Source organism: Methylobacillus pratensis, from assembly GCF_054072455.1.
Map to the genome: position 1 here is coordinate 592,860 of NZ_JBSUSR010000001.1, position 22,666 is coordinate 615,525.

Sequence of the window (22,666 nt, forward strand, 5' to 3'; positions counted from 1 at the left end):
GGCCTGCCGCCGTGGCACAGACTCCCAAGCCCAGGGGGCGCTTTGCCCCCTCTCCCACCGGGCCCTTGCATATTGGCTCCCTGATTGCCGCAGTCGCAAGCTATCTGGACGCGCGCAGCAGGCAAGGCGAATGGCTGGTGCGCATCGAGGACCTGGACCTGCCCAGGCAAATGCCCGGCGCTGCCGGCTTGATCCTGCGGACGTTGGAGGAGTACGGCTTTGAATGGGATGGCGAAGTGCTATACCAAAGCCAGCGCGATATGTATTACCAGGATGCCTTGCAGCAGCTGGCCTCTGGCGGCCTGCTCTATCCGTGCGGCTGCTCGCGCAAGGAAATCGCAGATTCGGCCATACATGGCATCGACGGTCTGGTATACCCGGGCACCTGCCGCCACGGCCTGGCCGCTGGCAAAAGCCCACGCGCATGGCGCATCAAGGTGGGCGGCAGCGCCGTCAGCTTCCAAGATGCGGTACAAGGGGAAATCAGCCAGGTGCTGTCGCGCGATATCGGGGATTTCGTCCTCAAGCGTGCCGACGGCCTGTTTGCCTACCAGCTCGCGGTAGTCGTGGACGACGAGATGCAAGGCATCACGCATGTCGTACGCGGCGCCGACCTATTGGACTCCACGCCGAGGCAGATTTTCCTGCAGCAGGCGCTAGGTTACGCCACTCCCGCCTACCTGCACGTACCCGTCGCAACTAACGCGACAGGGGAAAAGCTCAGCAAGCAGACGCTGGCACAGGCGCTGGACAGCCGCGACAAGCCTGGAGACCTCTGGCAGGCCTTGGCATTCCTCGGCCAACAGCCGCCTGAGGCGCTACGCCGGGATACCCATGCCGCGTTATGGCAATGGGCCTTGCAGCACTGGCAGCCGGGCAATATCCCGCGCCAGCGCGCCGTCAAGGTTTAGGCAGGTCTGTAGCGCCCAATGCCGCTTCCAGTCGGTTGCGGCCGGCGGCCTTGGCACGGTAGAGCGCCTTGTCGGCCAGCCTGAGCAACTCCTCCCCGGTGTGCGCATGGTCCGGGAAGAAGGCCAGCCCGAACGAGGCGGAGACTTGGCCGAGCGAGCGTCCGAAATGCTGCAGCTGTAGGGCAAAAATCACCTGGCGCAAATGCTCCGTGCGCTCCATGACGATCGCGGCATTAGTTTCCGGGAAGATCAGCACAAACTCCTCGCCGCCGAAGCGGCAGACAATATCGCTGGATCGCGAGTTCGACACCAGCAGCGCGCCGATCTCCCGCAACAGGAAATCGCCCGCATCATGGCCAAAGTTATCGTTGAAGGTCTTGAAATGGTCCAGGTCGAGGATCACCACCCCCAGGGGACGCTGCTTGCGCTGGGCGATCGCGAGCTCGCGCTGCAGAGACTCCTCCATATACCTGCGGTTGAACAGGCCGGTGAGCGGGTCGCGCACCGACAGGTTGCGCAACGTCTCCTGCATTTTCATGCTCGCCATGGCCAGGGCGACCTGGCTGGCAAGGGTAACAGCCAGCTTGCGCTGCACCTCTTCCAGCGGCTCTCCCTGATGTTTCTCCAGGTGCAATACGCCAAGCACGTTCCCTTGCGCCACAACCGGGATGCACAGGCTGTACACGCCCTCGGCATCCTGCTGGTGGCGGCATGGCAATGAATCATGCTGCCCCCCGGCGGCATGGGGTTCGCCACGGCGCAGCGCCCAGCAATCGTCCGGCTGGAAAATCGGGGCACTTTTCAGGGTGCCGCCCCAACTCGCTTTTTCCTCGACCTGGTTGCGCGATTCGCGGTACAGGTAGATGGCGCCGGCATCGACATTGAGCAATTGCACGGCAAATTGGCGGATGACGTCCAGGGACTCATCAATGCTGGTACAGGCTTGCAACAGGCTGCTCAGCTCCCCCATCAGCGACAGGTTGTGCACCGTCAGCTGGTTCTGGATCTGGCTCTTGAGCAAGCCGGCCTCCACCTTGCGGCGCTGGCGGAGCTCCCGGTACATATTCGTCAGCACGAATCCAAGCAGGGCCAGGAAACTCACGCCCATGAACAGCAGCACCATGTCCAGGTTCAACTGCTTGCTGGCGCTGTTGGAGAGGCGGCTTTTCAGCAAGGCGTCCTCATGGGCGTGCATTTCCCCCAGCGCCACGCGCGCACGCTCGAACAAGGGGATCGCCTTGTCGCTGTATTCGACATAAGGAATGTTTTGCGCATCGAGATCGGCAATATTGCCGGCGGTCTCCTCGAGTAGGAGGCCAAGCGCCTCCTGGAGTTGGGATAAGCGTTCCTGCTGGTAGGCATTGTCAGCCGTCATGCCTCGCAGCACGTCAAGCTTGGCTGGCACGTTATGGCGTACTTGGCTGATCTGCATCAAATGCTCGGCATGGCGGCGGATGAAGTAGCCCTTGCGGCCGATTTCCAGCGTGTCCAGCTCACCCCGTACGTCATGCAGGGCCTGCAGCACGTTGTAGGTATGCTCGAGCCACGCCCGCGAATTGATCAGCTCGTCGTTGGCCTTGACCGACAGCCAGGCGAACAGTGGCACAATCACGATGATCAGGACAACGGCTAGCTGGCGCATATTGAAGAATCGAATGATTTTTTTCACTAGGTTCTGCTGCTTATTTTTCTTATTGCCAAATTATATAGATAAATCATAATTTTAAAACCGGACTACTTCCCTACGCTGCATCCGGCCCTGATTCCGGCCCCTCGCGGTGGTATCATTGTCGCTCATCAGCAACTTCCATCACGCCTTGGGATTCCATGCAAATCAGTGACCAACTGCACCGCTTCCTGTTTGAAAGTACTTCCGTGCGCGGCAATATAGTCCACCTGGACGAAAGCTTCAGCCAGGCATTGCAACACCATGACTTCCCTTCCGTCCTGAGCCAGACGCTGGGCGAGCTCATGGCTGCGAGCGTCTTGCTGGCCGCCACGCTCAAGCTGCAAGGCGGCGCATTGGTGCTGCAGGTGCAGGGCAAAGGGCCCTTGAAGCTGCTGGTGGTGGAATGCACTTCGGACCTCGGCATACGCGCCACGGCAAAATGGTCGGAAGAACTCGGCGGAATGAGCTTCAGCGAGATGGTCAGCGACGGTCATTTCGTCATCACGCTGGATCCGCGCGACGGCGGCCAGGCTTACCAGGGCATTGTGCCGGTCGAGGGCGCCAGCATCGCCGAAATACTGCAGAACTACATGCAGCGCTCGGAACAGATCGATACCCGCATGTGGCTCGCCTGCAACGGCAAGAGCGCAGCAGGCATGCTGGTGCAGAAGCTGCCCGACCAGCCCGATAATGCCGACCCCGATGCCTGGAACCGCATCACCATGCTGGCGGATACGGTGCAGGACGAAGAACTGCTCGACCTCGCCGCGGTGTCATTGATCAAGCGCCTGTTCAACGAAGAAGACGTGCGGCTGTTCAAGGAACAAGCCATCAAGTTCCATTGCAGCTGTTCGCGCGAGAGCGTGGGCAACATGCTGCGCATGCTGGGGGAAGAGGAAGTCGCCGACATCCTGGCCGAGCAACACACCATTGATATCAACTGCGACTTCTGCAACGCGGAATATCACTTCGACCAGGTGGATGCCGAGCAACTATTCACCGCGGAAATCGTTCTGCCCGGCAACAACGTCCGCCACTAGCCGGGCTATCCTAACTATGCGCCGCCTTCTGGCGGCTGCGCTCAAACAGGCATACCGCAGTTGCCGCCGCGGCGTTCAAAGACTCCACCTTCCCGGCCATGGGAATACTCACCTGGCGGGTGGCGGCGGCAATCAGCGCCTCGCTCAAACCGGCTCCCTCATTGCCGATCACGAACGCCGTCGGCTGTTGCAAATCCATGCCGTAGAGCGGCTCCCCCACCAGCGTAGTCGCCAGCGTCTGTCCGACGAATGCCTGCGCCGCCTGCGCCAGATCGGCGCGCTCGACAATCGGCAATACGAATTGCGCCCCCTGTCCGCCGCGCAAGGCCTTGGGCGACCAGGCATCCGTACATCCCAGGGACAAGTAGACCCCCTCGACCCCGGCCGCAGCCGCGGAACGCAGCATGCTACCCAGGTTGCCCGGGTCCTGGATATCTTCCAGCATCAAGAGGAAATCCGGCTGCTCGGGCACCGGCAGCTGCGGAATATCCACCAGCGCAAGAATCCCGGTCGGCGTCGCCACAGGCGACAGTTCGGCGAACATCAAGGTCGTGAACATCACCGTCGGCACATCGGAAAGCTCCTGCAACAGGCCGACCACCTCGTTGGTGGATTCGCCCTCCGCAATCACCAGCAGTTTCGGCATGCCGAAACGCTCGATATAGGCCGTGAGCAAATGCGCCCCGTCCAGCAAGGTTTCATTGTTCTTGCGCCGCTCCCGCGCATTGTCGGCCAGTTTCTTCAATTGCTTGAACAGGCTGTTATCGCGGGAAGTGATATGTTTAAATGTCATGAAAAATCGCACGGGACTTGAGATGCAGAGCATTTTACCCGAACAGCAAGTTAAAGCCCGTGCAAAAACGCCAGCGTAACCCGGAGGAGAAACCCGATGAACGACAAACAGCTAGTCGCCATCCAGGCGGCAAGCCATGTTCAAGATGGCATGGTAGTGGGCCTGGGCACCGGCTCCACAGCCAATTACTTTATCGAGGAGCTCGCGCGCCGCCACCGCGAGGAAGGCCTGCGTATCACCGCAGCCGCCAGCTCGGTAGCCAGCACCATCAAGGCGCAGGAGCAAGACTTGCCGTTGGTAGCGCTGGAACACCTCAATAAACTTGACCTCTACGTGGACGGCGCCGATGAAGTCACCACCAACCTCGCCCTGCTCAAGGGGCGCGGCTACGACCTCGTGCGCGAAAAACTGCTGGCCCGCGCCAGCGAGCGCTTCATCGTGCTGGTCGACAAAAGCAAGCTGGTGGGCCACCTGGGCGAGAAATTCCCCATCCCGGTAGAAGTCATCCCATTTGCCTGGCAACTGGTCCAGGCCTCATTGCAACAACTCGGCGTCGCAAGCAGCCTGCGGGAAAATGCCGCCAAGGACGGCTGGGCCATCACCTCGCACGGTAGCCTGGTGCTGGAGCTTGCGCTGCCGAAAACCTTCAAGAGCGATGAGCTCAACCAGCTGCTCAACGACATTCCGGGCATAGTCGAGCATGGCGTGTTCGAGGAGCTTGCCGATGCCGTATTCGTGGCCGACAACGGCCAGGTGGAAGAAATCTGGAAGAGGCCTGGAAATATTTAAATGAGAACCGAATTCATCCTTGAAGCCATCGCCGCGGTCAATGAGGCCGTACTCAACAGCGAGGCCGAACTGGAGTCGCTGGACCGCGAGATCGGCGACGGCGACCACTTCATCAACCTCAAACGCGGCTGCGCCGCCCTGCTCGCCATGCGTGAGGAGCTCGCGCCGCTGCCGCCTGCCGACGCGTTGCAACGCATCGGCATGAAATTGCTTTCCACCATAGGCGGCGCCTCAGGCCCGCTGATCGCGACCTTCTTCATGACCATGGCCAAGGTGGAAAAAGCCGGCGACATCAGCAGCCTGGCCGAAATCGCCGCCGCTTTCCATGCCAGTGTCGAGGCCATCAAGCAGCGCGGCAAGGCCGATGCAGGCGAGAAAACCATGCTGGATACCCTGATCCCGGTAGCGGACACTTTCAGCCGCCTCACAGCAGCGAACGCTGGCCCGGTCCAGGTATTCGACGCCCTCCAGCAGGCCGCAGAACAAGGCATGCTATCCACCAGGGACATGATCGCCACCAAAGGCCGCGCCGCCTTCCTCGGCGAACGCGCCATCGGCCATATCGATCCCGGTGCGCGCAGCAGCCAGATCATCATCCACACCATTACCGAACTGGCAAAACAGCACCAGACTTCCTGAAGCCAGCGCAAAGGAGGAGAGAAAAACATGAAAAAATTCATCAACAACGTCGACGACATCCTCACCGAAAGCCTGAGCGGCTTTGCTGCGGCGCATGCGGATATCGTCAGCCTCAACCTGGCACCGCACTTCCTTACCCGCAGGGAAAAAGCAGAAAACAAGGTCGCCATCATCTCCGGCGGCGGCTCGGGCCATGAGCCGCTGCACAGCGGCTATATCGGTTACGGCATGCTGGATGCCGCCTGCCCCGGCCATGTGTTCACCTCCCCTTCCCCCGACCAGATGCTGGCAGCGGCCGAGGCCGTGCATGCCGGCAAGGGTGTGCTGTTCATCGTCAAGAACTACGCGGGTGACGTGATGAACTTCGAGATGGCAGCCGAGATGCTGCCGTTCGAAAACGCTACCGTGCTCACCAGCGACGACGTCGCGGTGGAGAACTCCACCTACACCACCGGCCGCCGCGGCGTGACAGGCACCGTGATCGTGGAGAAGGTCGTGGGCAGCCTGGCTGAGACCGGAGCCGACCTCGCCGCTTGCAAGGCGCTCGGTGACAAGGTCAACAGCCGCACCGCCTCGATGGGCGTCGCCCTCACCAGCTGCACCGTGCCCGCAGCAGGCAGGCCTACTTTCGATATTGACGAAACAGAACTGGAAATAGGCGTCGGCATCCACGGCGAGCCTGGACGCAGGCGCGAAGCGATGAGAAACGCAGACGCCATCGTCGCAGACCTGGTCGCCGCCATCCTGGAAGACCTCAAGCCGACGCCGGGCAGCGAGGTTCTGCTATTGATCAACGGCTTCGCCGCCACCCCGCTCATGGAGCTATACCTGCTCTACAACAGCGCATCTAAGCTGCTGCAAGCGCATGGCCTGGTCATCAGCCGATCACTGGTAGGCAACTACACCACCGCCCTCGATATGGCGGGTGCCTCCATCACAGTCACCCTGCTTGATGATGAAATCAGGCAGCATTGGGACAGCCCGGTGCACACTGCCGCGTTGCGCTGGCAGTGCTAAAGCATCCCAATGAAATAAAAAATGCCGCTGAATGCGGCATTTTTGTTCTGGATTAGCTATTTCGTTGATAGATCATGGTTAGAAAGTAATCACCACAGAGGCCGAGCTTCGAATCGCCTCACCATGATAAACAGCTTCGATATTATTACCGTCTGGATCTAAGACGAAAGCAGCGTAGTAACCCGGATGATAAGCACGCTCCCCAGGAGCACCGTTATCCTTGCCGCCATGCGCAAGCGCGGCCTTATAAAAGCTGTCGACCATCGCTCGATCCTGCGCTTGAAACGCTAAGTGATGGCGACCGGTTAAGGCTCCCAGCGCGGCTGGGCTAGCAATAGACGTTACAAACAGCTCATCGGCCCAGAAAAAACCGTCACCAGTGCCGCCCATCGGGACATTCAGAGAAGCAAGAACAGCGGCATAAAAGGCTTGGCTGGCAGAAAGGTCTTGCACTACCAACTGAATATGGTCAATCAGACGACCTCGATGCAGTTGTTGTGTTTCCATAAAAATGCTCCTCGTGTTGAGTTCAACTTCTTATGAGAGGTCTTTGCTGCTTCAATACCAAGACCTAAGCATGTCGCATCCGAGCGAGCGGTTTATTAAGGTTTTTCTTACTTCTCATCTCTAGCCATTGTCGCTCAGCCATTGATTGAAGCTTTCCTTTGCAACATTTGTGAGAATATTGGCAAATATTTCTTTGTCGCCGAGGTAAAGACAGTGGCGGATAACTGTGTAAGGGTTTAAATTGTCATTCTGATTATTATCCTCAAACCAAGACTGATAACGCTTAACTTTTGCGATATTCTCTCTCACATAGAAGTTAAACTTCCCTCTGCTGATATCTGGCTTCATATTGATAATTTCTTGCGTAAAACCGTCAACCTTATGCGCCTCAAACTCAAAACCATTAAAAAAATGCTTCGCTATCTTCAGAAAGCTAAATACATTTAATCTTGAGTAATGAAATTTTTCTTGGGTTGGTGAATCTTGGCTCTCGTCAGTTTCTTGCTGAAGAGCAGCTTCAGATATTTCTTCTTTCTCGATCTCTTCAACCGTTGAATCTCGAATTTCTCGAAACTCTCGGTCTGCAAGCTCAAAAAGTGCGGCTAACGTATTAATTCGACGCTTCAATCTGGTTGGAATAGACTTTTTATACTTAATTTTATGGTCTAGAACACTCCAGGAGTCCTGAATAATTGTTCTGATCTGCACCTCAAACGTGAATTCTGAATACTTGCTGTACTCGGGCAGTATCTTTCTGCTTTCGTTAAGCCTTAAGTCAAGATGTAATCCCTTATATCCGAAAGAACCCTCTGTATTCTCTACTTGTGATATCTTGTCGGTCTTATCTACAACCGTGAAATGACTTGATAAACACTGCTCAATCTTTTCAATGTCGTCTTCATACAGACAAACAACCCTTAGTCCTATCAAATCGGTGACGCAGTCACGTATGCTGTACGGTGTCGAACTAGACTCAAGAGTCGTTCTGTATTTCAAGTTGAACTTCTTTATGCACTCCTCGCGATCTTTGACACGGCCATCTATTTTTGAAACGGCAATTGATCCAGCGTGAATCAATAATGCGTTGATTAATGCAACAAAGGAATCTTTCGCATCCTCAAGTAGTTTGTGGCTCGAAGTGTGAAATTCACGAAATAGAGTCTTCTCGGCTTCAAAGTCTAAAGATGGCATGGTTGGCTCTTTATGGGATAGCTAATTATATTGAGGTAGCCAGATAGTATTGAAGCATTGAGGCCGAAGTCAATTACTATGTTAATCATTTCAACATAATAGGCGTGATATCCAAAATTTAGCTTGCCTACAATTTAGCAGATGACTTTTAGCTCAAGTTATATCGTGAAAGCTAAAACTTACTTGGAATTTACCGTAACGCAACAACAACACCTTCAATCCATATCTAAAGCAGCCTCGTCCCCTTAGGCACCAATTTATCCGGCACGCACAAAGCCACTGCATCATTCTCATCATGGAACCCAGTCACCAGGCATTGCGACTGAATAGGACCGATCTGCTTTGCAGGAAAATTCACCACCGCCACTACCTGCTTGCCGATCAATTCATCCGGCTGGTAATGCACAGTAATTTGGGCACTGGATTTCAATATCCCTATTTCCGGGCCGAAATCAATATGCAATATGTAGGCGGGCTTGCGGGCTGCCGCGAATATCTCGGCGGCAACCACTTCGCCCACGCGCAATTCCACCTTGAGAAAATCCTCGAAGCTGATGTCGTTCATGGCTCAGGCCTTTTTCACGAACTCCGATTTCAGCTTCATCGCGCCGATGCCGTCAATTTTGCAGTCGATGTTGTGGTCGCTATCCACCAGGCGGATGTTCTTGACCTTGGTGCCTACCTTGACCACCAGCGAGGAGCCCTTGACTTTGAGGTCCTTGATCACGGTAATGGTGTCGCCGTCCTGCAGCAGGTTGCCGTTGGCGTCCTTGACGATGAAATCGCTGCCCGTCGCCTCTTCGCTGTCGGTCGTCCACTCATGCGCACATTCCGGGCAGATGAATAGGCCGCCATCCTGGTAGGTGTAGCTGGAACTGCATTGGGGACAATTAGGTAATTCACTCATTTTGACTCGCTTCTGGATTAAACAAAGAAGTTGCACGGCAAGGCCCGGCACATCACCGGCTGCCAATTAACCAATATTACAACATGGTTATTATACACTCCCTGCCCTGGTAACCCTGATCAGCCTGGGACTATGCACGATTCTCATGCCGACACCGCCAAGGGAACATCCCTAGCGAAATGCTTTACTCATCGCTATCGGCATACGTCAGCCGACAATAATAAGGCGGGTTCTTCTCGCTCTTGAGGAACGCACAGCCGCGTTTGATCTCATCAATGATCAAGTCGCAGCTATTCGCCGCATTGCACGGCGGATGCGTCGCGGGGCTGACGTTCCTGCACCATTTCACCAGCATCTCGGCGTGGCGTTTGCCCGCCTCCGCGATACAGCTTTTCTCCCCGGCATTGGCTGGAAGCACTTGGAAAACAGCAATTAGCATGAACAAGACGACGTAGGGCTTCATAGGGGTCCTCGCATAAGATTGGATAATTTCAAGGCTTGGCATGCTGCGGCCATCGGTCAGCATATTTTAAATCACCATAATGCATTTCCGGCCTGTAAAGGCTGCGCACTTTTCTTGCTTGCTTCGCTCGATTCCAGGCGGCCGGCTCCCGGGTGTTATACTTGTCCCACTATTGTCGACACCACGCCAGCCCATGCCCAACCGCATTGCAAGATTATGTTTGTACTCCCTGTTCCTCAGCCCCTTGCCCGCGCTTGCCATCGACCAGATCAAACCGGGCCAGTGGGAAACCTCCGTGACGATACAAGGCCTGCCCGCCATTGCGCCTGAGCAATTGGAACAGTTGCGGCAATTCGGCATCGAGCTGCCGGTAGGCGGCAATGCGATCGTGACGCAGCAATGCATTACGCCTGAGCAGGCCAAGCTGAAACAGCCGCTGCTGCCGCAGACGGAAGACGGCTGCAGCGTGCGCAACTACCAGCACAACGTCGACAAAGTCACCGGGGACGTCAGCTGCAATGGCGCGATCAAGGGCAACGGCCGCTTCGATATGACCTTGCTCAGCGACAGCGCGTTCCAGGGCAGCATTTCAATGCAGGGCACTGCGCAGGGCCTGCCCGTGAACCAGAACTCATCCATCAGCGGCAAGTGGGTCAAGCCCGCTTGCGATGCCGATCTTCCTACTTATCAGCCATAATTCCTTATTCCAACCCTATGCAACTTGAACGTATCCTGCATTCGCAGGGCTTTGGCTCCCGCAAGATTTGCCGCTCGATGATCCGCCACGGCGAGGTCACCGTGAACGGCGAGGTGTGCAATTTCCCCTTTTCCGAGTTTGATCCCGAGAACCTCAATTTCACCGTGCGCGGCGAAGCATGGCAATTCCGCACGCAAGCCTACCTGATGCTGAACAAGCCCGCGCACTATGAATGCTCGCACAAGCCGCAGCACCACCCGAGCATTTTCAGCCTGCTGCCCGCGCCGCTGCTGGAACGCGGCGTGCAGAGCATAGGCAGGCTGGACGAGGACACGACAGGGTTGCTGCTGCTCTCGGATGACGGGCAGTTCATCCACCGCATGAGCTCGCCCAAGTGGAAAGTGCCCAAGGTCTACGAAGTCACCACCAAGCATCCTTTGGATGAAACGCAAATCGCTGCGCTGCTGAGCGGCGTGCAACTGCTGGACGAACCGGCGCCGGTTGCCGCGCTGGCGGCAGAAGTGGTCGGCGACCATGTACTGCACCTGACGCTGGCAGAGGGGAAATACCACCAGGTCAAGCGCATGCTGGCCGCGGTGAGCAACCGGGTCGAGGCATTGAAGCGCATCCGCATCGGCGGCCTTGCCTTGCCGGACGACCTGGCATTGGGAGAATGGCGCTGGCTGGATGCAGTGATGCTGGAGGCTGTAGCGCCGATACGGCAGCCGTAATGTCCGTTATGTACGAATGCCGGGGCAAGCCCGGCATGACGACATATATATTTTCAGTCTGCACAGCCACACCATGCCTACTTTTGCCGTATAATCCCTGTTCCCTGCGCTACATCCAATCCGCGCAGCGGTCTAGAATCCTAACAGATACCTTCCTGCTGTCTGCCTAGATTGGAGTTATGTCATCGTAACAGGCCGACAAAACACCCTTGAATATAATGGAGTTTCAGCTTGTCTTCTGACGTAAGCATTACGCTTTCCAACCTACAATTTTCCGATCTCGGCCTGGCAGAACCCATTCTGCGCGCCATTGCCGATACCGGCTACACCAACCCCACCCCGATCCAGGCCCAGGCCATTCCCCTGGTGCTGAACGGCGGCGACCTGCTGGCCGGCGCCCAGACGGGCACTGGCAAGACAGCGGGCTTTACCCTGCCTTTGCTGCACCTGCTGCATTCCAAGCCGATCAAGGCCCAGCCCGGCCAGCCGCGCTGCCTAATCCTGACGCCGACGCGCGAACTTGCCGCCCAGGTGGAAGAATCGGTACAGACCTACGGCAAGCACCTGAAGCTTAAATCCATGGTGATGTTCGGCGGCGTGGGCATCAACCCGCAGATCGAGCGCCTGAAGAAACCGCTGGATATCCTGGTCGCCACGCCCGGCCGCCTGCTCGACCACGCTGCGCAGAAAACCATAAACCTGTCCGCGATCGAGATCCTGGTGCTGGACGAGGCGGACCGCATGCTGGACATGGGCTTCATCCGCGACATCAAGCGCGTGCTGGCGTTGCTGCCGAAAAAGCGCCAGAACCTGCTGTTCTCCGCCACGTTCTCCGACGAGATCAAGGAACTGGCCGACGGCCTGCTGCACAACCCAGGATACGTGGAAGTGGCCCGCCGCAATACGGCATCGGAACTGGTCGAGCAGACAGTGCATTTGGTGAACCAGGGGCACAAGCGCGATCTGGTCGCGCACCTGATCCGCCACCATGACTGGAAGCAAGTGCTGATATTCACCCGCACCAAGCACGGCGCCAACCGCCTCGCGGAAAAGCTCAGCAAGGACGGCATCGCTGCCGCCGCGATTCACGGCAACAAGAGCCAATCCGCCCGCACCAAGGCGCTGGCCGAGTTCAAGGACGGCTCCCTGCCGGTGCTGGTAGCGACCGATATTGCCGCGCGCGGCCTCGACATCGACCAATTGCCGCAAGTAGTGAACTTCGAGCTGCCCAACGTGCCGGAAGACTACGTACACCGTATTGGCCGTACTGGCCGCGCCGGTTGCTCGGGCGCTGCCGTTTCGCTGGTGGATGGCGAGGAAGTCAAGCTGCTCAAGGGCATCGAGCGCCTCATCAAGCGCGAAATTCCAAAACTGGATATTCCTGGCGACTTTATACCTAGCGAAAAACCTGCCGCAGAAAGCCGCCCGCCAAGGCAACAGCAGCCTGCGCAAACCCGCCAGGCCAGGAACAACCGCCCCCAAGGCCAGCGCGAGCGCGACGACGCCAGTGGCAATAACGCCGAGCCGCGCTCAGGCAACAAGCCACGCCAAGGCAGGAATAACCAAGCAAAAAACCAAGCCAGGCCGCAGCGCGCGCAAGGCCAACAACAGCCAGGCCAGCAGCAAGCACAAGGTCAGCGCAGCAAGCCCCAAGCCCAAACCGACCAAGCCAACAAGAAGCCGGAAAAATTCTTGTCTGAAGCCGCGCGCCACCAGGCCATGCCGCAAGTCGGACTGTTCGTGCCGCCGCAGCCGCCCAAGCGCCAATTCCACAATAACTCAGGGCAGCGTCCCAACCGGGGCCGCCGCTAGTATCTGAAAAGCATGCAGGCGAACACTGCCGCCCAGCAACTGCTGGAGCAAACCTTCGGCTACAGCGCCTTCCGCGGCGAGCAGGAAGCCATCGTCAACCATGTGGCCGACGGCGGCGATGCGCTGGTGCTCATGCCGACCGGCGGCGGCAAGTCGCTTTGCTACCAGATTCCGGCGCTGTTGCGGCAAGGCGTCGGCATTGTCGTTTCCCCGCTCATTGCCCTGATGCAGGACCAGGTGGATGCCTTGCGCCAGCTGGGCATTCAAGCCGCCTTCCTCAATTCCAGCCTGGACGGCGATAGCGCGCGCAACGTCTACCAGGCGTTGATGCGCGGCGAGATGAAGGTGTTGTATGTCGCGCCCGAGCGGCTGATGACGCCGAACTTCCTCAGCACCTTGCACGAAATCCAGCAGCGCTTCGGCATCGCGCTGTTTGCGATCGACGAGGCGCATTGCGTATCGCAATGGGGGCACGACTTCCGGCCCGAATACCGCCAGCTTACGGTGCTGCACCAGGAGTTTCCCGAGGTGCCGCGCATCGCGCTCACCGCCACCGCCGATACGCCGACCCGCAACGAAATCGTCGAGCGCCTGGGCCTGGAAAGCGCGCGGCAATTCGTTTCCAGCTTCGACCGCCCGAACATCCGCTATCGCGTGGCATTGAAAAACAACGCTCGCAAGCAATTGCTCAGCTTCCTCGAATCCGAACACCCCAACGACGCAGGCATCATCTATTGCTTGTCGCGGCGCAAGGTGGAAGAGACGGCGGCCTGGCTCAAGGAGCAAGGCTGGGATGCGCTGCCTTACCATGCCGGGCTGGACACCAGCCTGCGCCAGGCCAACCAGCAGCGCTTCCTGCGCGAGGAAGGCATCATCATGGTCGCAACCGTGGCCTTCGGCATGGGCATAGACAAGCCCAACGTACGCTTCGTCGTCCACCTCGACCTGCCAAAGAGCATGGAGGGCTATTACCAGGAAACCGGCCGCGCCGGGCGCGACGGTCTGGATGCGGACGCATGGATGGTGTATGGCCTGGGCGACCTGGTCAACATGCGCCAATTGCTCGACGGCGGCGACACGCCGGAGGAAAGAAAGCGCCTGGAACGCCAGAAGCTGGACGCCCTGCTCGGCTATTGCGAATCCACTGCCTGCCGCCACCAGGCCATCTTGCGCTATTTCGGCGAGCAGCATCCGGGCAATTGCGGGCAATGCGACAACTGCCTCAACCCGGTGGACACCTGGAACGGCACCGAAGCCGCGCGCATGGCGCTTTCGTGCGTTTACCGCAGCGGCCAGCGCTTCGGCGCGGGCCACCTCATCGACATCCTGCTGGGCAAGACGACCGACCAGATCAAGCGCTTCAACCACCACTCGCTGACCACCTTCGGCATCGGCAAGGCCCTGAGCCAGGCGCAATGGAGCAGCGTGTTTCGCCAGCTGGTGGCGGCCGGGCTGCTTTCCACCGACATGGAGGGCTACGGCGGCCTGCGCCTTACCGAGGAAGCCAGGCCGTTGCTGCGCGGGGAAACGGAAATCTGGCTGCGCAGCGATCCGCCTGCCACGCGCACCGCAAGCAAGGCCGAACGCGCCAGCCGCAGCCGCGAGGCCTACAAGGAAGTGCAGGACGACCCGCTCTGGCTCGCACTCAAAGCCAAGCGGCTGGAACTCGCCCGTGAGCAGGAAGTACCGCCGTATGTCATTTTCCACGACAGCACCCTGCTGGAAATCCTCAACCAGAAACCCGGCAGCCTGACGGAAATGGGCCGCATCAGCGGCATAGGCGCCGCCAAGCTGGCGCATTACGGCGACGCGTTCCTGGAGGTATTGGAAGAATATGCAAACTAACGCAAAGACCGGCACCATGCAGATCTGGGTTGATGCGGACGCCTGTCCGGTAGCGGTGAAGGAAATCCTGTTCCGCGCCGCGGACCGTACCGGCATCATGGTCACGCTGGTCGCCAACAAACTGCTGCGTGTGCCGCCCTCGCCCCATATCCGCGCCTTGCAGGTACCAGGCGGGTTCGATGTGGCAGACAAGGAGATCGTGCAAAAACTCCAGCCGGGCGACCTCGTCATTACCGCGGACATTCCGCTTGCGGCGGAAGTGATCGCCAAGGAGGGCCACGCGCTCAACCCGCGCGGGGAAATGTACGACAAGGGCAGCATAGGCGAGCGGCTCGCCATGCGGCACTTCATGGAGGACCTGCGCAGCAGCGGCGTGGAACTGGGCGGACCCGCCTCGTTCAGTCAGGCAGACCGGCAGGCGTTCGCGGCTGCGCTGGACCGTTTCATTGCGCGGCAGGTGCCGGGGAAATAGAAGGGCTGGATGAAGGGAACATGATGATCATGAAACGCATATTTTGCCTGATGCTCGCATCCTGCCTGTTGGCTTGCACCGGCACGGGGACGCCCCAAGGCTTGCAGCCCGTCACCCATTTCAAGCCCGACCAATACCTGGGCACCTGGTACGAGATTGCGCGTCTGGACCATTCGTTCGAGCGAGGCTTGCAACAGGTCACCGCGACCTATAGCAAACGCGAGGACGGCGGCCTGAAAGTGATCAACCGCGGATACGACCCGGAAAAACAGGCCTGGAAAGAGGCGGAAGGCAAAGCCTATTTTGTCGATGGCCCGAATACCGGCAAGTTGAAGGTATCGTTTTTCGGCCCGTTCTACGGCGCTTACAACATATTGGTGCTGGACCACGTCAATTACAATTTCTCTCTGGTGGCGGGACCCAATCGCGAATACCTCTGGATACTCTCGCGCACGCCGGAGCTGTCCTACCCGGTCAAGGCGGAACTGATTGCCAGGGCCCAGCACCTGGGCTTCGACACCAGAAAGCTGATTTTCGTCGAGCATGGCGCACAGCCCGGCATGAAGCTGCCGCACCAGGACACCATGCGCCGCTAACGGTAGAAAGTAAAAAAGCCTGTGGACAACCACAGGCTTTTTTATATGGCTACTTGCTTGCCGTTTAGCCCTTGACGATCAGGTTGTTCTTGACCGATTTCACACCTTCAACCGCCTTGGCCACTTCGCCGGCTTTCTGGATCTGGGCCTTGCTGTTGACGAAACCGCTCAACTGCACCACGCCCTTGTAGGTTTCCACACTGACTTGCAGGCCCTTGAAGCCTTCCTCCTTCAGGATGTTGGCCTTGACCTTGGCAGTGATGGTGCTGTCATCCACTACGCGGCCCACTTCCTTTTTCTGCTGGGCGGTTTTGTAGTTGCTGTATTCTTCCTGGGTCAGCTTGGCGTCCTTGTTCTTGTCGGCGGCATTGAAGTGCTCCTTGGTGTAGAAGCTGTCGCGGCTGGCCTCGGTATAGTTCAAGTGGCCGTCGTTATTGGTGTCCAGTTCATGGAACTGCTTCACGTCGGGGCTCTGGTTGAGCTCGTCGGAAACCGATACCGCCCACGCACCGCTTGCAGCGGTTCCCAGCAATACGCTGATGGCGGCGGAAATGATATTGGTCTTGATAGAACGATGCATATTGCTCTCCTCTGTAGGTAGGACGGTAAATCGTGAAACATGCATGCATGGTAATGTCATCCGACATCCGCCACCGTCAGCGCGCCGCTGCAAATCGTGTCAGAGGCAACTGACAACCTGGCTGCGGATTCGCCCTCCAAACTCGCCTTTTATGGATGCGTGGGTTACAGTCACACCCTCAACGATCAACCTTGCCGGTCGTCACGACGACAGATTGGTTCAAGAGAAGGAATTTGCATGAGATTTAATACCATACGCTTGCTGCGCGGATTGTCGATTGGGGTACTGGGCACAAGCGCCTGCTGGACATATGCCGAGGTCGAGGAAGATAGCCGGTTCTGGTTCAACCTGACCATGGAAGGCAAGCTGGCGAAGGAAAGCCGCATCGGCTGGTACGCTGAGTTGCAGCCGCGTTTGAAGGAGGAAGGACGGGAGCACGACCAGACCCTCATCCGGCCGGCCATCAACTACTGGGTTTCAGACCGCGCAAGCATCTGGCTGGGCTATGCCGACGTCAGGACGCACACGGCGCAAGGCACCAACCACGAGCAGCGCTGGTGGCAGCAATTCATGTACACCTTTCCCCCGACCTCGAACGGCATTGTCATCACGAGCCGCACGCGGCTGGAACAACGCAATTTCGATACCGGGCACGACACAGGCCACCGCGTACGGCAATTGGTGCGCGCCATCAAGAAGATCGAGGGGACGGAATCGCTAAGCTGGCTGTTATGGGACGAGCTATTCGTCAGCACCCGCAGCACGGACTGGGGCGCCATGAGCGGCTTCGACCAGAACCGCGCGTTTGCCGGAATAGCCTGGCAGGCGGCGCAAAATGCCCGGCTCGAGATCGGCTATGTCAACCAATATGTCCGCGGACATGAGTTCGACCGCATGAACCATGTCCTTTCCACATCGCTGTTCCTGCGTTTCTAGCTAAAAGACCCGACTTAAAGCTTGGTCGGGATGATCGCCACCAGGTGGAAACCCCGGTTGGGCGCGCTGGTGATATCCACGCGCCCGCCGATCGCCATGATGCGGTTGCGGATGCCGGAAAGGCCGTGGGTGCTGGCGGAAGTCTTGTCCAGGTCCGCCCCCACGCCGTTGTCTTCGATCTCCAGCTTGAGGTAATCCAACGCATCCACCATATGCACCGACACCTTGGTGGCGTAGGCGTACTTGCTCGCGTTATTCAGGCTTTCCTGCACCACGCGATACGCGATCAGGCCCAGCGTTTCGGGTAACTCGATCTGCTCATTCGGTAGGATAAGGTCCAGCTTCCAGTCGTTGCGTTCCGCCATGTCCTCGATCAGCGATTTCAATGCCGGCCAGAACCCGATGGTGGTGATGATGGATGGATGCAGGTTCTGTACCACCTGCCGCTTGAACTGGATGCCCTGGTTCAGGTAGCGCATGGTCTTGTCGAGCTTTTCCACGATCTCCGGGTCCTGGTCCTTCACGCGGCGTATGGTCCAGGAAATATCCATCTTGGTGGCCGTGAGAATGGAGCCCAGCTCGTCATGCAGGTCGCGCGCCAGCTTTTGCCGCGCGCGCTCCACGTCGGACTGGTAATCCAGAGCCAGCGTCTTCATCATGTAGGAATTGCTGCGGATGCGCTCCTCGTAGGCTGCGCAATCCCGTGCCAGCTGCTGGCGCAAATGGTCGCGGCTGTTCATTTCCTGCACCAGTTGCCGAATCACCATGATCACGAGCAGGATGAGGATCAGCGCCGTGCCGACCAAGGCGATGCGGGTGATGACGATGGTCTGCTCGCGCTTCTTTACCAGTTGCGCCTGCGCTTCGTGCTGCTGGTTCAGCAATATCTGCGAATACTGCATGAACCTCGCCATCTCGATGACGCCCTGATCCAGCTTGATCACTTGCATCGCTTCTTCCGCCTTGCCCGACTGCACCAGGGAAATGGCGAGCTTCATTTCCGCGTTTTTGGCCTCGAGGGTCGAGTTGAGGGCGATCAGCCAGTTTTGCTCCTGCTTGCCGCGCATCGCGACCGTCTTGTCGTTGAACAAGCCTTCAATCTTGCGGATATGACGGCGTGATGCCTCGATTTCCTGGTTGAAGGTGGTGACCAGTTCCTGGCGCTGGGTGAGCAAATATCCGCGCTGCGCGCTCTCGGCGAGGTTGAGGCTGGTACGCAACTGATGCAGCACGGCGATATTGCGCTGCGCTTGGTCGATCTGGACGTTTTGCTGCTCGAGCTCCACCAGCCAGGCGTCAGTGAACATGACGGAAACCAAGGCCAGGATCATGGAGGCAAACAGAATGGCCAGCACCCTTCCGCCAAGCCGCCTGACAAGGCTTTCGCCCCATCCGGTTATTTTGTTGCCGATGGCTTTGATATTCATGGTATTCCAAACATCGTGTAAGTCTTTTCTGACAAGCGATTCAGTGGCTGTCTGCTAATTCCGGGCCGATCAAAAGCCTACAGTGTAAACCGTACACCGAACAACCAAGGAGAAAAATAATGTTGCATTACTCCGTGATATTTTTTGTGATTGCGCTGATTGCCGCTTTTTTCGGCTTTAGCGGTATCGCGGCAGGTGCGGCAGAGATTGCCAAAATCCTGTTCTTCGTTTTTCTGATCATCACCATCGTGTCGCTGGTGGCCGGTATTTTTCATAGACGCTGATCAACTGCACGATATTTCAGGAAAGTAGTCCAGATTCACCGAAATCCCCCCATAGACAGTATTGGAGTACGACATGTTCAACAGCAACACACAATCCGAGATTAAAGACCAAGCCTCCGAGTTGGCAGAGACCGCACAGGAAGCCTTGAGCGACAGCGCCAAGGCCGGCAAGGCCTCCGTTCGCAAATTGGGCCGCAAACTGGAAAGCAAGGCCCGCGACAGCAAGAAGGAGGCGATTGCCTTGCTGGAAAGCCTCAAGGACGTGCTGGATCCGGATGCGCACGGCAACGCCACCGAGCATATCATCGAGCAGCTGACCGAAAACTTCTCTGACTGGTCCGAGTCGCTGGACAAGGAATTGTCTCAGGCTCTGAAGAGCAGCCGCATCCAGTCACGCAAATGGCTGCGCAAGCGCTCGTTGCTCACATTGTCGCTCGCGGTAGGCGCCGGAGTGCTGGTTGGTTATGCCTTGAGCAAGGACGATTGATGCATTGCCCATGCCGGCCTTGCGGCATGGCCTTGATGATGGCTTGCGGATACCGGCAAGCCATCTTAGTATCCACAACCATAGGTAACGAATGACTAACCAATGACAAGGATCGTCAGCACACATGAAAAAGATACTATTAGTTGATGACCACAATATTGTCCGACAGGGGTTGCGCAACCTGATCGAGTTGGAATCCGACCTGGAAGTGGCCGGCGAAGCCGCATCCGGGCTGGAGGCCATCAAGCTGGTAAGAAGCAACCAGTATGACGCCATCGTCATGGACATTGCCATGCCCGACAAGAACGGCGTGGACACCCTGCACGACTTGCGCCATGTCGCACCCGAGCTCCCGGTGCTGATATTGAGCGGCTACGGCGAAGAGCAATACGCGCTTAACCTCATGCGCAGCGGCTGCAAGGGCTATTTGTCCAAGGATGCCGACTCGGACGAGATCATCAAGGCGATCCGCACCGTCGCCAACGGCAAGCGCTACATTTCGGCGGAACTGGCCGAACTCATGACCAACGAACTGAGCAACCCCTCGGAAAAGCTGCTGCATGAAACCCTTTCCGACCGGGAATTTCAGGTTTTCTTCAAGCTCGCCAGCGGCCTGAGCGCCACTGAAATCGGCGAGGAGCTCTGCATCAGCGTGAAAACCGTCAGCACCTACCGTACCCGCATCATGGAGAAAATGAGCTTGAAGACCAATGCGGACCTCACCTACTATGCCATCAAGAACCAGTTGATCTCATAAGCATGGCTGCGATCAACGTAAGAAAATGTAGGAATATGGCGGATGGCATCCCCCCCTGCTGCCCGATAGAATTCACAAGCAATGATTTTTGAGCCTATGAATACGATCATGAAAGAAAGCCGCAGTGGTGTGGAGCCGAATACGAGAGCAATGAAGGTATTGCTCGTCGAGGACTCGTTGCTCTTGCGCGAAACGATCATGGACATCCTGTCCGACTGTAGGAGCCTGTCCTTCGAAGGAGTCGCGCTAAGCCAGGATGAAGCCATTGCGCAGCTCTACGAGCAGCCCTATGACTTGCTGCTGGTCGATATCGAGCTGGCCCAGGGCAATGGCTTCGAAGTGATCAAGGCCACGCAGCGGCCCGATTTCCCTTTTCCGCGCCCGGCCTATCTGATCCTCACCAACCATGCCTATCCGCAATACCGCCAAATGGCGAATGAACTGGGCGTGGACCACTTTTTCGACAAGTCGATGGACTTCGACCTTGCCATCGAGACCATAGAGGCCCAGGCAGCGCGCTTTGCCGCATAGCCTCGTCCGCCGTCGCGATCTGTGATGGTGTTTATTGAGGAATCTGGGCCTGTTGAGGCAGAGGGGCACACAGTAAGCTAACGGTCTTGCGTTTCAGGCACCGTCTACCAGGCGTGCCTGCAGGTTGGTTATCAAGGAGTCAGAATACCGCCATGCCAGACATCTCAGCGCTCGACTTAGCGCGCATCCAGTTCGCATTCACCGTCTCGTTCCATATCATCTTCCCTGCCATCACCATCGGCCTCGCCAGCTACCTGTTCGTGCTCGAGGCCATGTGGCTCAAAACCGGGCGCGAGGTATACAAGGACCTCTACCACTACTGGCTGAAGATATTCGGCGTCAATTTCGGCATGGGCGTAGTGTCGGGCCTGGTCATGGCTTACCAGTTCGGAACTAACTGGAGCGGATTCTCCGCGTTTGCCGGCAGCGTCACCGGCCCCCTTCTCACTTACGAGGTGCTCACCGCCTTTTTCCTGGAGGCCGGTTTTCTCGGGGTGATGATGTTCGGGTGGAGCCGGGTCGGGCCAGGCCTGCATTTGCTCTCCACCGCCATGGTGGCATTGGGGACGTTGATCTCGGCGACATGGATCCTGGCATCCAATAGCTGGATGCAGACCCCGCAAGGCTTCGAGATCGCGAACGGCATCGTGGTGCCGGTAGATTGGTGGGCCATCATTTTCAACCCCTCTTTCCCTTACCGGCTGGTGCATATGGGAATTGCCGCCTTCCTGGCGACCGCCTTGATGGTGGGTGCCGCAGGGGCATGGCACCTGCTGAAGGGACAGAAGACCGAGGCGACGCGCACCATGCTGTCGATGGCGATGTGGATGCTGGTGGGCGTAGCCCCGTTGCAGGCAGTGGTCGGCGACTTCCACGGCTTGAATACGCTCGAGCACCAGCCCGCCAAGCTGGCTGCCATCGAGGGACACTGGGAGCATCATGAAGGCGGAGTACCCTTGTTGCTGTTCGGCCTGCCGGACATGGAGGCGGAAACCACGCATTTTTCTGTTGCCATTCCGCACCTGGGCAGCCTGATCCTCACGCACAGCTGGGACGGCCGGGTACCTGCGCTCAAGGACTTTCCTCCGGAAGACCGCCCCAACGCCAGCATCATCTTCTGGTCTTTCCGCGTCATGGTCGGGCTGGGCATGCTGATGATCGCATTGGGCCTATGGAGCGTTTGGCTGCGTTACCGCGGCAGCCTATATAGCCACCGTGGTTTCCTGCGCATGGCATTGTGGATGGGGCCGGCCGGCGTGATTGCCATCCTGGCGGGCTGGTTCACCACGGAAATAGGCCGCCAGCCCTGGGTGGTTTATGGCATCATGCGTACCGCCGACGCGGTATCCAACCATGACATCGCCTCTCTGGCAGCTTCGTTGGCCTTGTTTGTCGCGGTCTACCTTTTTGTGTTCGGCATCGGCATTGGCTACCTGATGCACCTCATGCGTCTGCCCGTCCGGCATGCGTCGACGGAACCCGAAGGCGGTCCGGGCCAGCCAAGGCAGCCCATGCGCCCGCTGTCTGCCCCCGACGCCTCTTTCTCGCTAGAATCGCAATTGCATAACGCTAAGGAATCGTAGTA

At 57.8% G+C, this 22,666-nt stretch carries 26 protein-coding genes; 17 read left to right on the plus strand and 9 right to left on the minus strand.

The features are described 5' to 3' along the window. The first annotated feature begins 11 nt into the window (after positions 1 to 11). Complete coding sequence (gene gluQRS, locus ACW4YW_RS02650; protein ID WP_457136132.1) at positions 12 to 911, plus strand: tRNA glutamyl-Q(34) synthetase GluQRS; 900 nt, start codon at positions 12 to 14, stop codon at positions 909 to 911. On the opposite strand, the gene ACW4YW_RS02655 is transcribed toward gluQRS, so the two are convergent. Further along, on the minus strand, positions 901 to 2,580 hold the full coding sequence (locus tag ACW4YW_RS02655) for a diguanylate cyclase (RefSeq protein WP_457136133.1): 1,680 nt from the start codon (positions 2,578 to 2,580) through the stop codon (positions 901 to 903). The two genes, gluQRS and ACW4YW_RS02655, sit on opposite strands and share 11 nt — an antisense overlap. 158 nt (positions 2,581 to 2,738) lie before the next feature. Here ACW4YW_RS02655 and hslO point away from each other — a divergent pair, with 158 nt between their 5' ends. Next, positions 2,739 to 3,620, plus strand: coding sequence for an Hsp33 family molecular chaperone HslO (gene hslO / locus ACW4YW_RS02660; protein WP_457136134.1), 882 nt, complete (start codon positions 2,739 to 2,741; stop codon positions 3,618 to 3,620). A 10-nt stretch (positions 3,621 to 3,630) separates the two neighbouring features. Here hslO and ACW4YW_RS02665 read toward each other — a convergent pair whose 3' ends face one another. After that, complete coding sequence (locus ACW4YW_RS02665; protein ID WP_457136135.1) at positions 3,631 to 4,413, minus strand: TrmH family RNA methyltransferase; 783 nt, start codon at positions 4,411 to 4,413, stop codon at positions 3,631 to 3,633. 96 nt (positions 4,414 to 4,509) lie between these two features. Here ACW4YW_RS02665 and rpiA point away from each other — a divergent pair, with 96 nt between their 5' ends. Genes rpiA through dhaK form a run of 3 tightly spaced genes read left to right on the plus strand, consistent with a single transcriptional unit; the run spans position 4,510 to position 6,858 of the window. Continuing rightward, positions 4,510 to 5,202 carry a ribose-5-phosphate isomerase RpiA gene (gene rpiA / locus ACW4YW_RS02670; protein ID WP_457136136.1) on the plus strand — a complete coding sequence of 231 codons (693 nt, stop codon included), beginning with the start codon at positions 4,510 to 4,512 and terminating at the stop codon, positions 5,200 to 5,202. After that, positions 5,203 to 5,841 carry a dihydroxyacetone kinase subunit DhaL gene (dhaL, locus tag ACW4YW_RS02675; protein WP_457136137.1) on the plus strand — a complete coding sequence of 213 codons (639 nt, stop codon included), beginning with the start codon at positions 5,203 to 5,205 and terminating at the stop codon, positions 5,839 to 5,841. It begins immediately after the preceding gene. A 27-nt stretch (positions 5,842 to 5,868) separates the two neighbouring features. Continuing rightward, positions 5,869 to 6,858 (plus strand): dihydroxyacetone kinase subunit DhaK, encoded by a 990-nt coding sequence (gene dhaK, locus ACW4YW_RS02680; protein ID WP_457136138.1) that lies wholly within the window; start codon positions 5,869 to 5,871, stop codon positions 6,856 to 6,858. Between the two features lie 78 nt (positions 6,859 to 6,936). Here dhaK and ACW4YW_RS02685 read toward each other — a convergent pair whose 3' ends face one another. The 5 genes from ACW4YW_RS02685 to ACW4YW_RS02705 all read right to left on the minus strand — a co-directional run bounded on the left by ACW4YW_RS02685 (position 6,937) and on the right by ACW4YW_RS02705 (position 9,989). Further along, positions 6,937 to 7,365, minus strand: a complete 429-nt coding sequence (locus ACW4YW_RS02685; protein ID WP_457136139.1) for a VOC family protein — start codon at positions 7,363 to 7,365, stop codon at positions 6,937 to 6,939. A gap of 120 nt (positions 7,366 to 7,485) precedes the next feature. Then, positions 7,486 to 8,556, minus strand: coding sequence for a GTP pyrophosphokinase (locus ACW4YW_RS02690; protein WP_457136140.1), 1,071 nt, complete (start codon positions 8,554 to 8,556; stop codon positions 7,486 to 7,488). 226 nt (positions 8,557 to 8,782) lie between these two features. Next, on the minus strand, positions 8,783 to 9,121 hold the full coding sequence (locus tag ACW4YW_RS02695) for a tRNA-binding protein (RefSeq protein WP_457136141.1): 339 nt from the start codon (positions 9,119 to 9,121) through the stop codon (positions 8,783 to 8,785). A 3-nt stretch (positions 9,122 to 9,124) separates the two neighbouring features. Then, on the minus strand, positions 9,125 to 9,463 hold the full coding sequence (locus ACW4YW_RS02700; RefSeq protein ID WP_457136142.1) for a zinc ribbon domain-containing protein YjdM: 339 nt from the start codon (positions 9,461 to 9,463) through the stop codon (positions 9,125 to 9,127). A 184-nt stretch (positions 9,464 to 9,647) separates the two neighbouring features. Next, positions 9,648 to 9,989 carry a hypothetical protein gene (locus tag ACW4YW_RS02705; RefSeq protein ID WP_457136143.1) on the minus strand — a complete coding sequence of 114 codons (342 nt, stop codon included), beginning with the start codon at positions 9,987 to 9,989 and terminating at the stop codon, positions 9,648 to 9,650. A 130-nt stretch (positions 9,990 to 10,119) separates the two neighbouring features. Here ACW4YW_RS02705 and ACW4YW_RS02710 point away from each other — a divergent pair, with 130 nt between their 5' ends. From ACW4YW_RS02710 to ACW4YW_RS02735, 6 genes are all read left to right on the plus strand, one after another. Then, positions 10,120 to 10,623, plus strand: a complete 504-nt coding sequence (locus ACW4YW_RS02710) for a DUF3617 domain-containing protein (RefSeq protein ID WP_457136144.1) — start codon at positions 10,120 to 10,122, stop codon at positions 10,621 to 10,623. Positions 10,624 to 10,640: 17 nt separating this feature from the next. Next, entirely contained in the window at positions 10,641 to 11,354 is a 714-nt protein-coding gene (locus ACW4YW_RS02715; protein WP_457136145.1) for a pseudouridine synthase, read from the plus strand. Between the two features lie 231 nt (positions 11,355 to 11,585). Beyond that, positions 11,586 to 13,166, plus strand: coding sequence for a DEAD/DEAH box helicase (locus ACW4YW_RS02720; RefSeq protein WP_457136146.1), 1,581 nt, complete (start codon positions 11,586 to 11,588; stop codon positions 13,164 to 13,166). A 12-nt stretch (positions 13,167 to 13,178) separates the two neighbouring features. Then, complete coding sequence (recQ, locus tag ACW4YW_RS02725; protein WP_457136147.1) at positions 13,179 to 15,011, plus strand: DNA helicase RecQ; 1,833 nt, start codon at positions 13,179 to 13,181, stop codon at positions 15,009 to 15,011. A gap of 16 nt (positions 15,012 to 15,027) precedes the next feature. Then, complete coding sequence (locus ACW4YW_RS02730) at positions 15,028 to 15,483, plus strand: YaiI/YqxD family protein (RefSeq protein WP_457136495.1); 456 nt, start codon at positions 15,028 to 15,030, stop codon at positions 15,481 to 15,483. Positions 15,484 to 15,512: 29 nt separating this feature from the next. Next, positions 15,513 to 16,079: a lipocalin family protein gene (locus ACW4YW_RS02735; RefSeq protein WP_457136148.1), complete on the plus strand. Its 567-nt coding sequence runs from the start codon at positions 15,513 to 15,515 to the stop codon at positions 16,077 to 16,079. Positions 16,080 to 16,143: 64 nt separating this feature from the next. On the opposite strand, the gene ACW4YW_RS02740 is transcribed toward ACW4YW_RS02735, so the two are convergent. Next, complete coding sequence (locus ACW4YW_RS02740) at positions 16,144 to 16,659, minus strand: BON domain-containing protein (protein ID WP_457136149.1); 516 nt, start codon at positions 16,657 to 16,659, stop codon at positions 16,144 to 16,146. Positions 16,660 to 16,896: 237 nt separating this feature from the next. On the opposite strand from ACW4YW_RS02740, the gene ACW4YW_RS02745 reads away from it, so the two are divergent. After that, on the plus strand, positions 16,897 to 17,595 hold the full coding sequence (locus ACW4YW_RS02745) for a DUF2490 domain-containing protein (protein WP_457136150.1): 699 nt from the start codon (positions 16,897 to 16,899) through the stop codon (positions 17,593 to 17,595). Positions 17,596 to 17,609: 14 nt separating this feature from the next. Here ACW4YW_RS02745 and ACW4YW_RS02750 read toward each other — a convergent pair whose 3' ends face one another. Further along, positions 17,610 to 19,022, minus strand: a complete 1,413-nt coding sequence (locus tag ACW4YW_RS02750; protein WP_457136151.1) for a sensor histidine kinase — start codon at positions 19,020 to 19,022, stop codon at positions 17,610 to 17,612. 119 nt (positions 19,023 to 19,141) lie between these two features. Here ACW4YW_RS02750 and ACW4YW_RS02755 point away from each other — a divergent pair, with 119 nt between their 5' ends. From ACW4YW_RS02755 to ACW4YW_RS02775, 5 genes are all read left to right on the plus strand, one after another. Continuing rightward, complete coding sequence (locus ACW4YW_RS02755; RefSeq protein WP_457136152.1) at positions 19,142 to 19,306, plus strand: DUF1328 domain-containing protein; 165 nt, start codon at positions 19,142 to 19,144, stop codon at positions 19,304 to 19,306. Between the two features lie 73 nt (positions 19,307 to 19,379). After that, the gene (locus tag ACW4YW_RS02760) at positions 19,380 to 19,793 is read left to right on the plus strand and encodes a hypothetical protein (RefSeq protein WP_457136153.1); all 414 of its coding nucleotides are present in this window, start codon (positions 19,380 to 19,382) and stop codon (positions 19,791 to 19,793) included. Between the two features lie 124 nt (positions 19,794 to 19,917). Next, positions 19,918 to 20,550, plus strand: a complete 633-nt coding sequence (locus tag ACW4YW_RS02765) for a response regulator transcription factor (RefSeq protein WP_309564886.1) — start codon at positions 19,918 to 19,920, stop codon at positions 20,548 to 20,550. Between the two features lie 108 nt (positions 20,551 to 20,658). Beyond that, positions 20,659 to 21,081 carry a response regulator gene (locus ACW4YW_RS02770; RefSeq protein WP_457136154.1) on the plus strand — a complete coding sequence of 141 codons (423 nt, stop codon included), beginning with the start codon at positions 20,659 to 20,661 and terminating at the stop codon, positions 21,079 to 21,081. Positions 21,082 to 21,233: 152 nt separating this feature from the next. Next, on the plus strand, positions 21,234 to 22,664 hold the full coding sequence (locus ACW4YW_RS02775) for a cytochrome ubiquinol oxidase subunit I (RefSeq protein WP_457136155.1): 1,431 nt from the start codon (positions 21,234 to 21,236) through the stop codon (positions 22,662 to 22,664). Positions 22,665 to 22,666 lie beyond the last annotated feature (2 nt).

What these genes read in the sequence shown, in the direction of transcription:
- hslO (WP_457136134.1), top strand. Translation starts at nt 2,739, where the DNA reads ATGCAAATCAGTGACCAACTGCACCGCTTCCTGTTTGAAAGTACTTCC.
- ACW4YW_RS02665 (WP_457136135.1), bottom strand. Translation starts at nt 4,413, where the DNA reads ATGACATTTAAACATATCACTTCCCGCGATAACAGCCTGTTCAAGCAA.
- rpiA (WP_457136136.1), top strand. Translation starts at nt 4,510, where the DNA reads ATGAACGACAAACAGCTAGTCGCCATCCAGGCGGCAAGCCATGTTCAA.
- dhaL (WP_457136137.1), top strand. Translation starts at nt 5,203, where the DNA reads ATGAGAACCGAATTCATCCTTGAAGCCATCGCCGCGGTCAATGAGGCC.
- dhaK (WP_457136138.1), top strand. Translation starts at nt 5,869, where the DNA reads ATGAAAAAATTCATCAACAACGTCGACGACATCCTCACCGAAAGCCTG.
- ACW4YW_RS02685 (WP_457136139.1), bottom strand. Translation starts at nt 7,365, where the DNA reads ATGGAAACACAACAACTGCATCGAGGTCGTCTGATTGACCATATTCAG.
- ACW4YW_RS02690 (WP_457136140.1), bottom strand. Translation starts at nt 8,556, where the DNA reads ATGCCATCTTTAGACTTTGAAGCCGAGAAGACTCTATTTCGTGAATTT.
- ACW4YW_RS02695 (WP_457136141.1), bottom strand. Translation starts at nt 9,121, where the DNA reads ATGAACGACATCAGCTTCGAGGATTTTCTCAAGGTGGAATTGCGCGTG.
- ACW4YW_RS02700 (WP_457136142.1), bottom strand. Translation starts at nt 9,463, where the DNA reads ATGAGTGAATTACCTAATTGTCCCCAATGCAGTTCCAGCTACACCTAC.
- ACW4YW_RS02705 (WP_457136143.1), bottom strand. Translation starts at nt 9,989, where the DNA reads ATGCTGACCGATGGCCGCAGCATGCCAAGCCTTGAAATTATCCAATCT.
- ACW4YW_RS02710 (WP_457136144.1), top strand. Translation starts at nt 10,120, where the DNA reads ATGCCCAACCGCATTGCAAGATTATGTTTGTACTCCCTGTTCCTCAGC.
- ACW4YW_RS02715 (WP_457136145.1), top strand. Translation starts at nt 10,641, where the DNA reads ATGCAACTTGAACGTATCCTGCATTCGCAGGGCTTTGGCTCCCGCAAG.
- recQ (WP_457136147.1), top strand. Translation starts at nt 13,179, where the DNA reads ATGCAGGCGAACACTGCCGCCCAGCAACTGCTGGAGCAAACCTTCGGC.
- ACW4YW_RS02730 (WP_457136495.1), top strand. Translation starts at nt 15,028, where the DNA reads ATGCAGATCTGGGTTGATGCGGACGCCTGTCCGGTAGCGGTGAAGGAA.
- ACW4YW_RS02735 (WP_457136148.1), top strand. Translation starts at nt 15,513, where the DNA reads ATGAAACGCATATTTTGCCTGATGCTCGCATCCTGCCTGTTGGCTTGC.
- ACW4YW_RS02740 (WP_457136149.1), bottom strand. Translation starts at nt 16,659, where the DNA reads ATGCATCGTTCTATCAAGACCAATATCATTTCCGCCGCCATCAGCGTA.
- ACW4YW_RS02745 (WP_457136150.1), top strand. Translation starts at nt 16,897, where the DNA reads ATGAGATTTAATACCATACGCTTGCTGCGCGGATTGTCGATTGGGGTA.
- ACW4YW_RS02750 (WP_457136151.1), bottom strand. Translation starts at nt 19,022, where the DNA reads ATGAATATCAAAGCCATCGGCAACAAAATAACCGGATGGGGCGAAAGC.
- ACW4YW_RS02755 (WP_457136152.1), top strand. Translation starts at nt 19,142, where the DNA reads ATGTTGCATTACTCCGTGATATTTTTTGTGATTGCGCTGATTGCCGCT.
- ACW4YW_RS02760 (WP_457136153.1), top strand. Translation starts at nt 19,380, where the DNA reads ATGTTCAACAGCAACACACAATCCGAGATTAAAGACCAAGCCTCCGAG.
- ACW4YW_RS02765 (WP_309564886.1), top strand. Translation starts at nt 19,918, where the DNA reads ATGAAAAAGATACTATTAGTTGATGACCACAATATTGTCCGACAGGGG.
- ACW4YW_RS02770 (WP_457136154.1), top strand. Translation starts at nt 20,659, where the DNA reads ATGAAAGAAAGCCGCAGTGGTGTGGAGCCGAATACGAGAGCAATGAAG.
- ACW4YW_RS02775 (WP_457136155.1), top strand. Translation starts at nt 21,234, where the DNA reads ATGCCAGACATCTCAGCGCTCGACTTAGCGCGCATCCAGTTCGCATTC.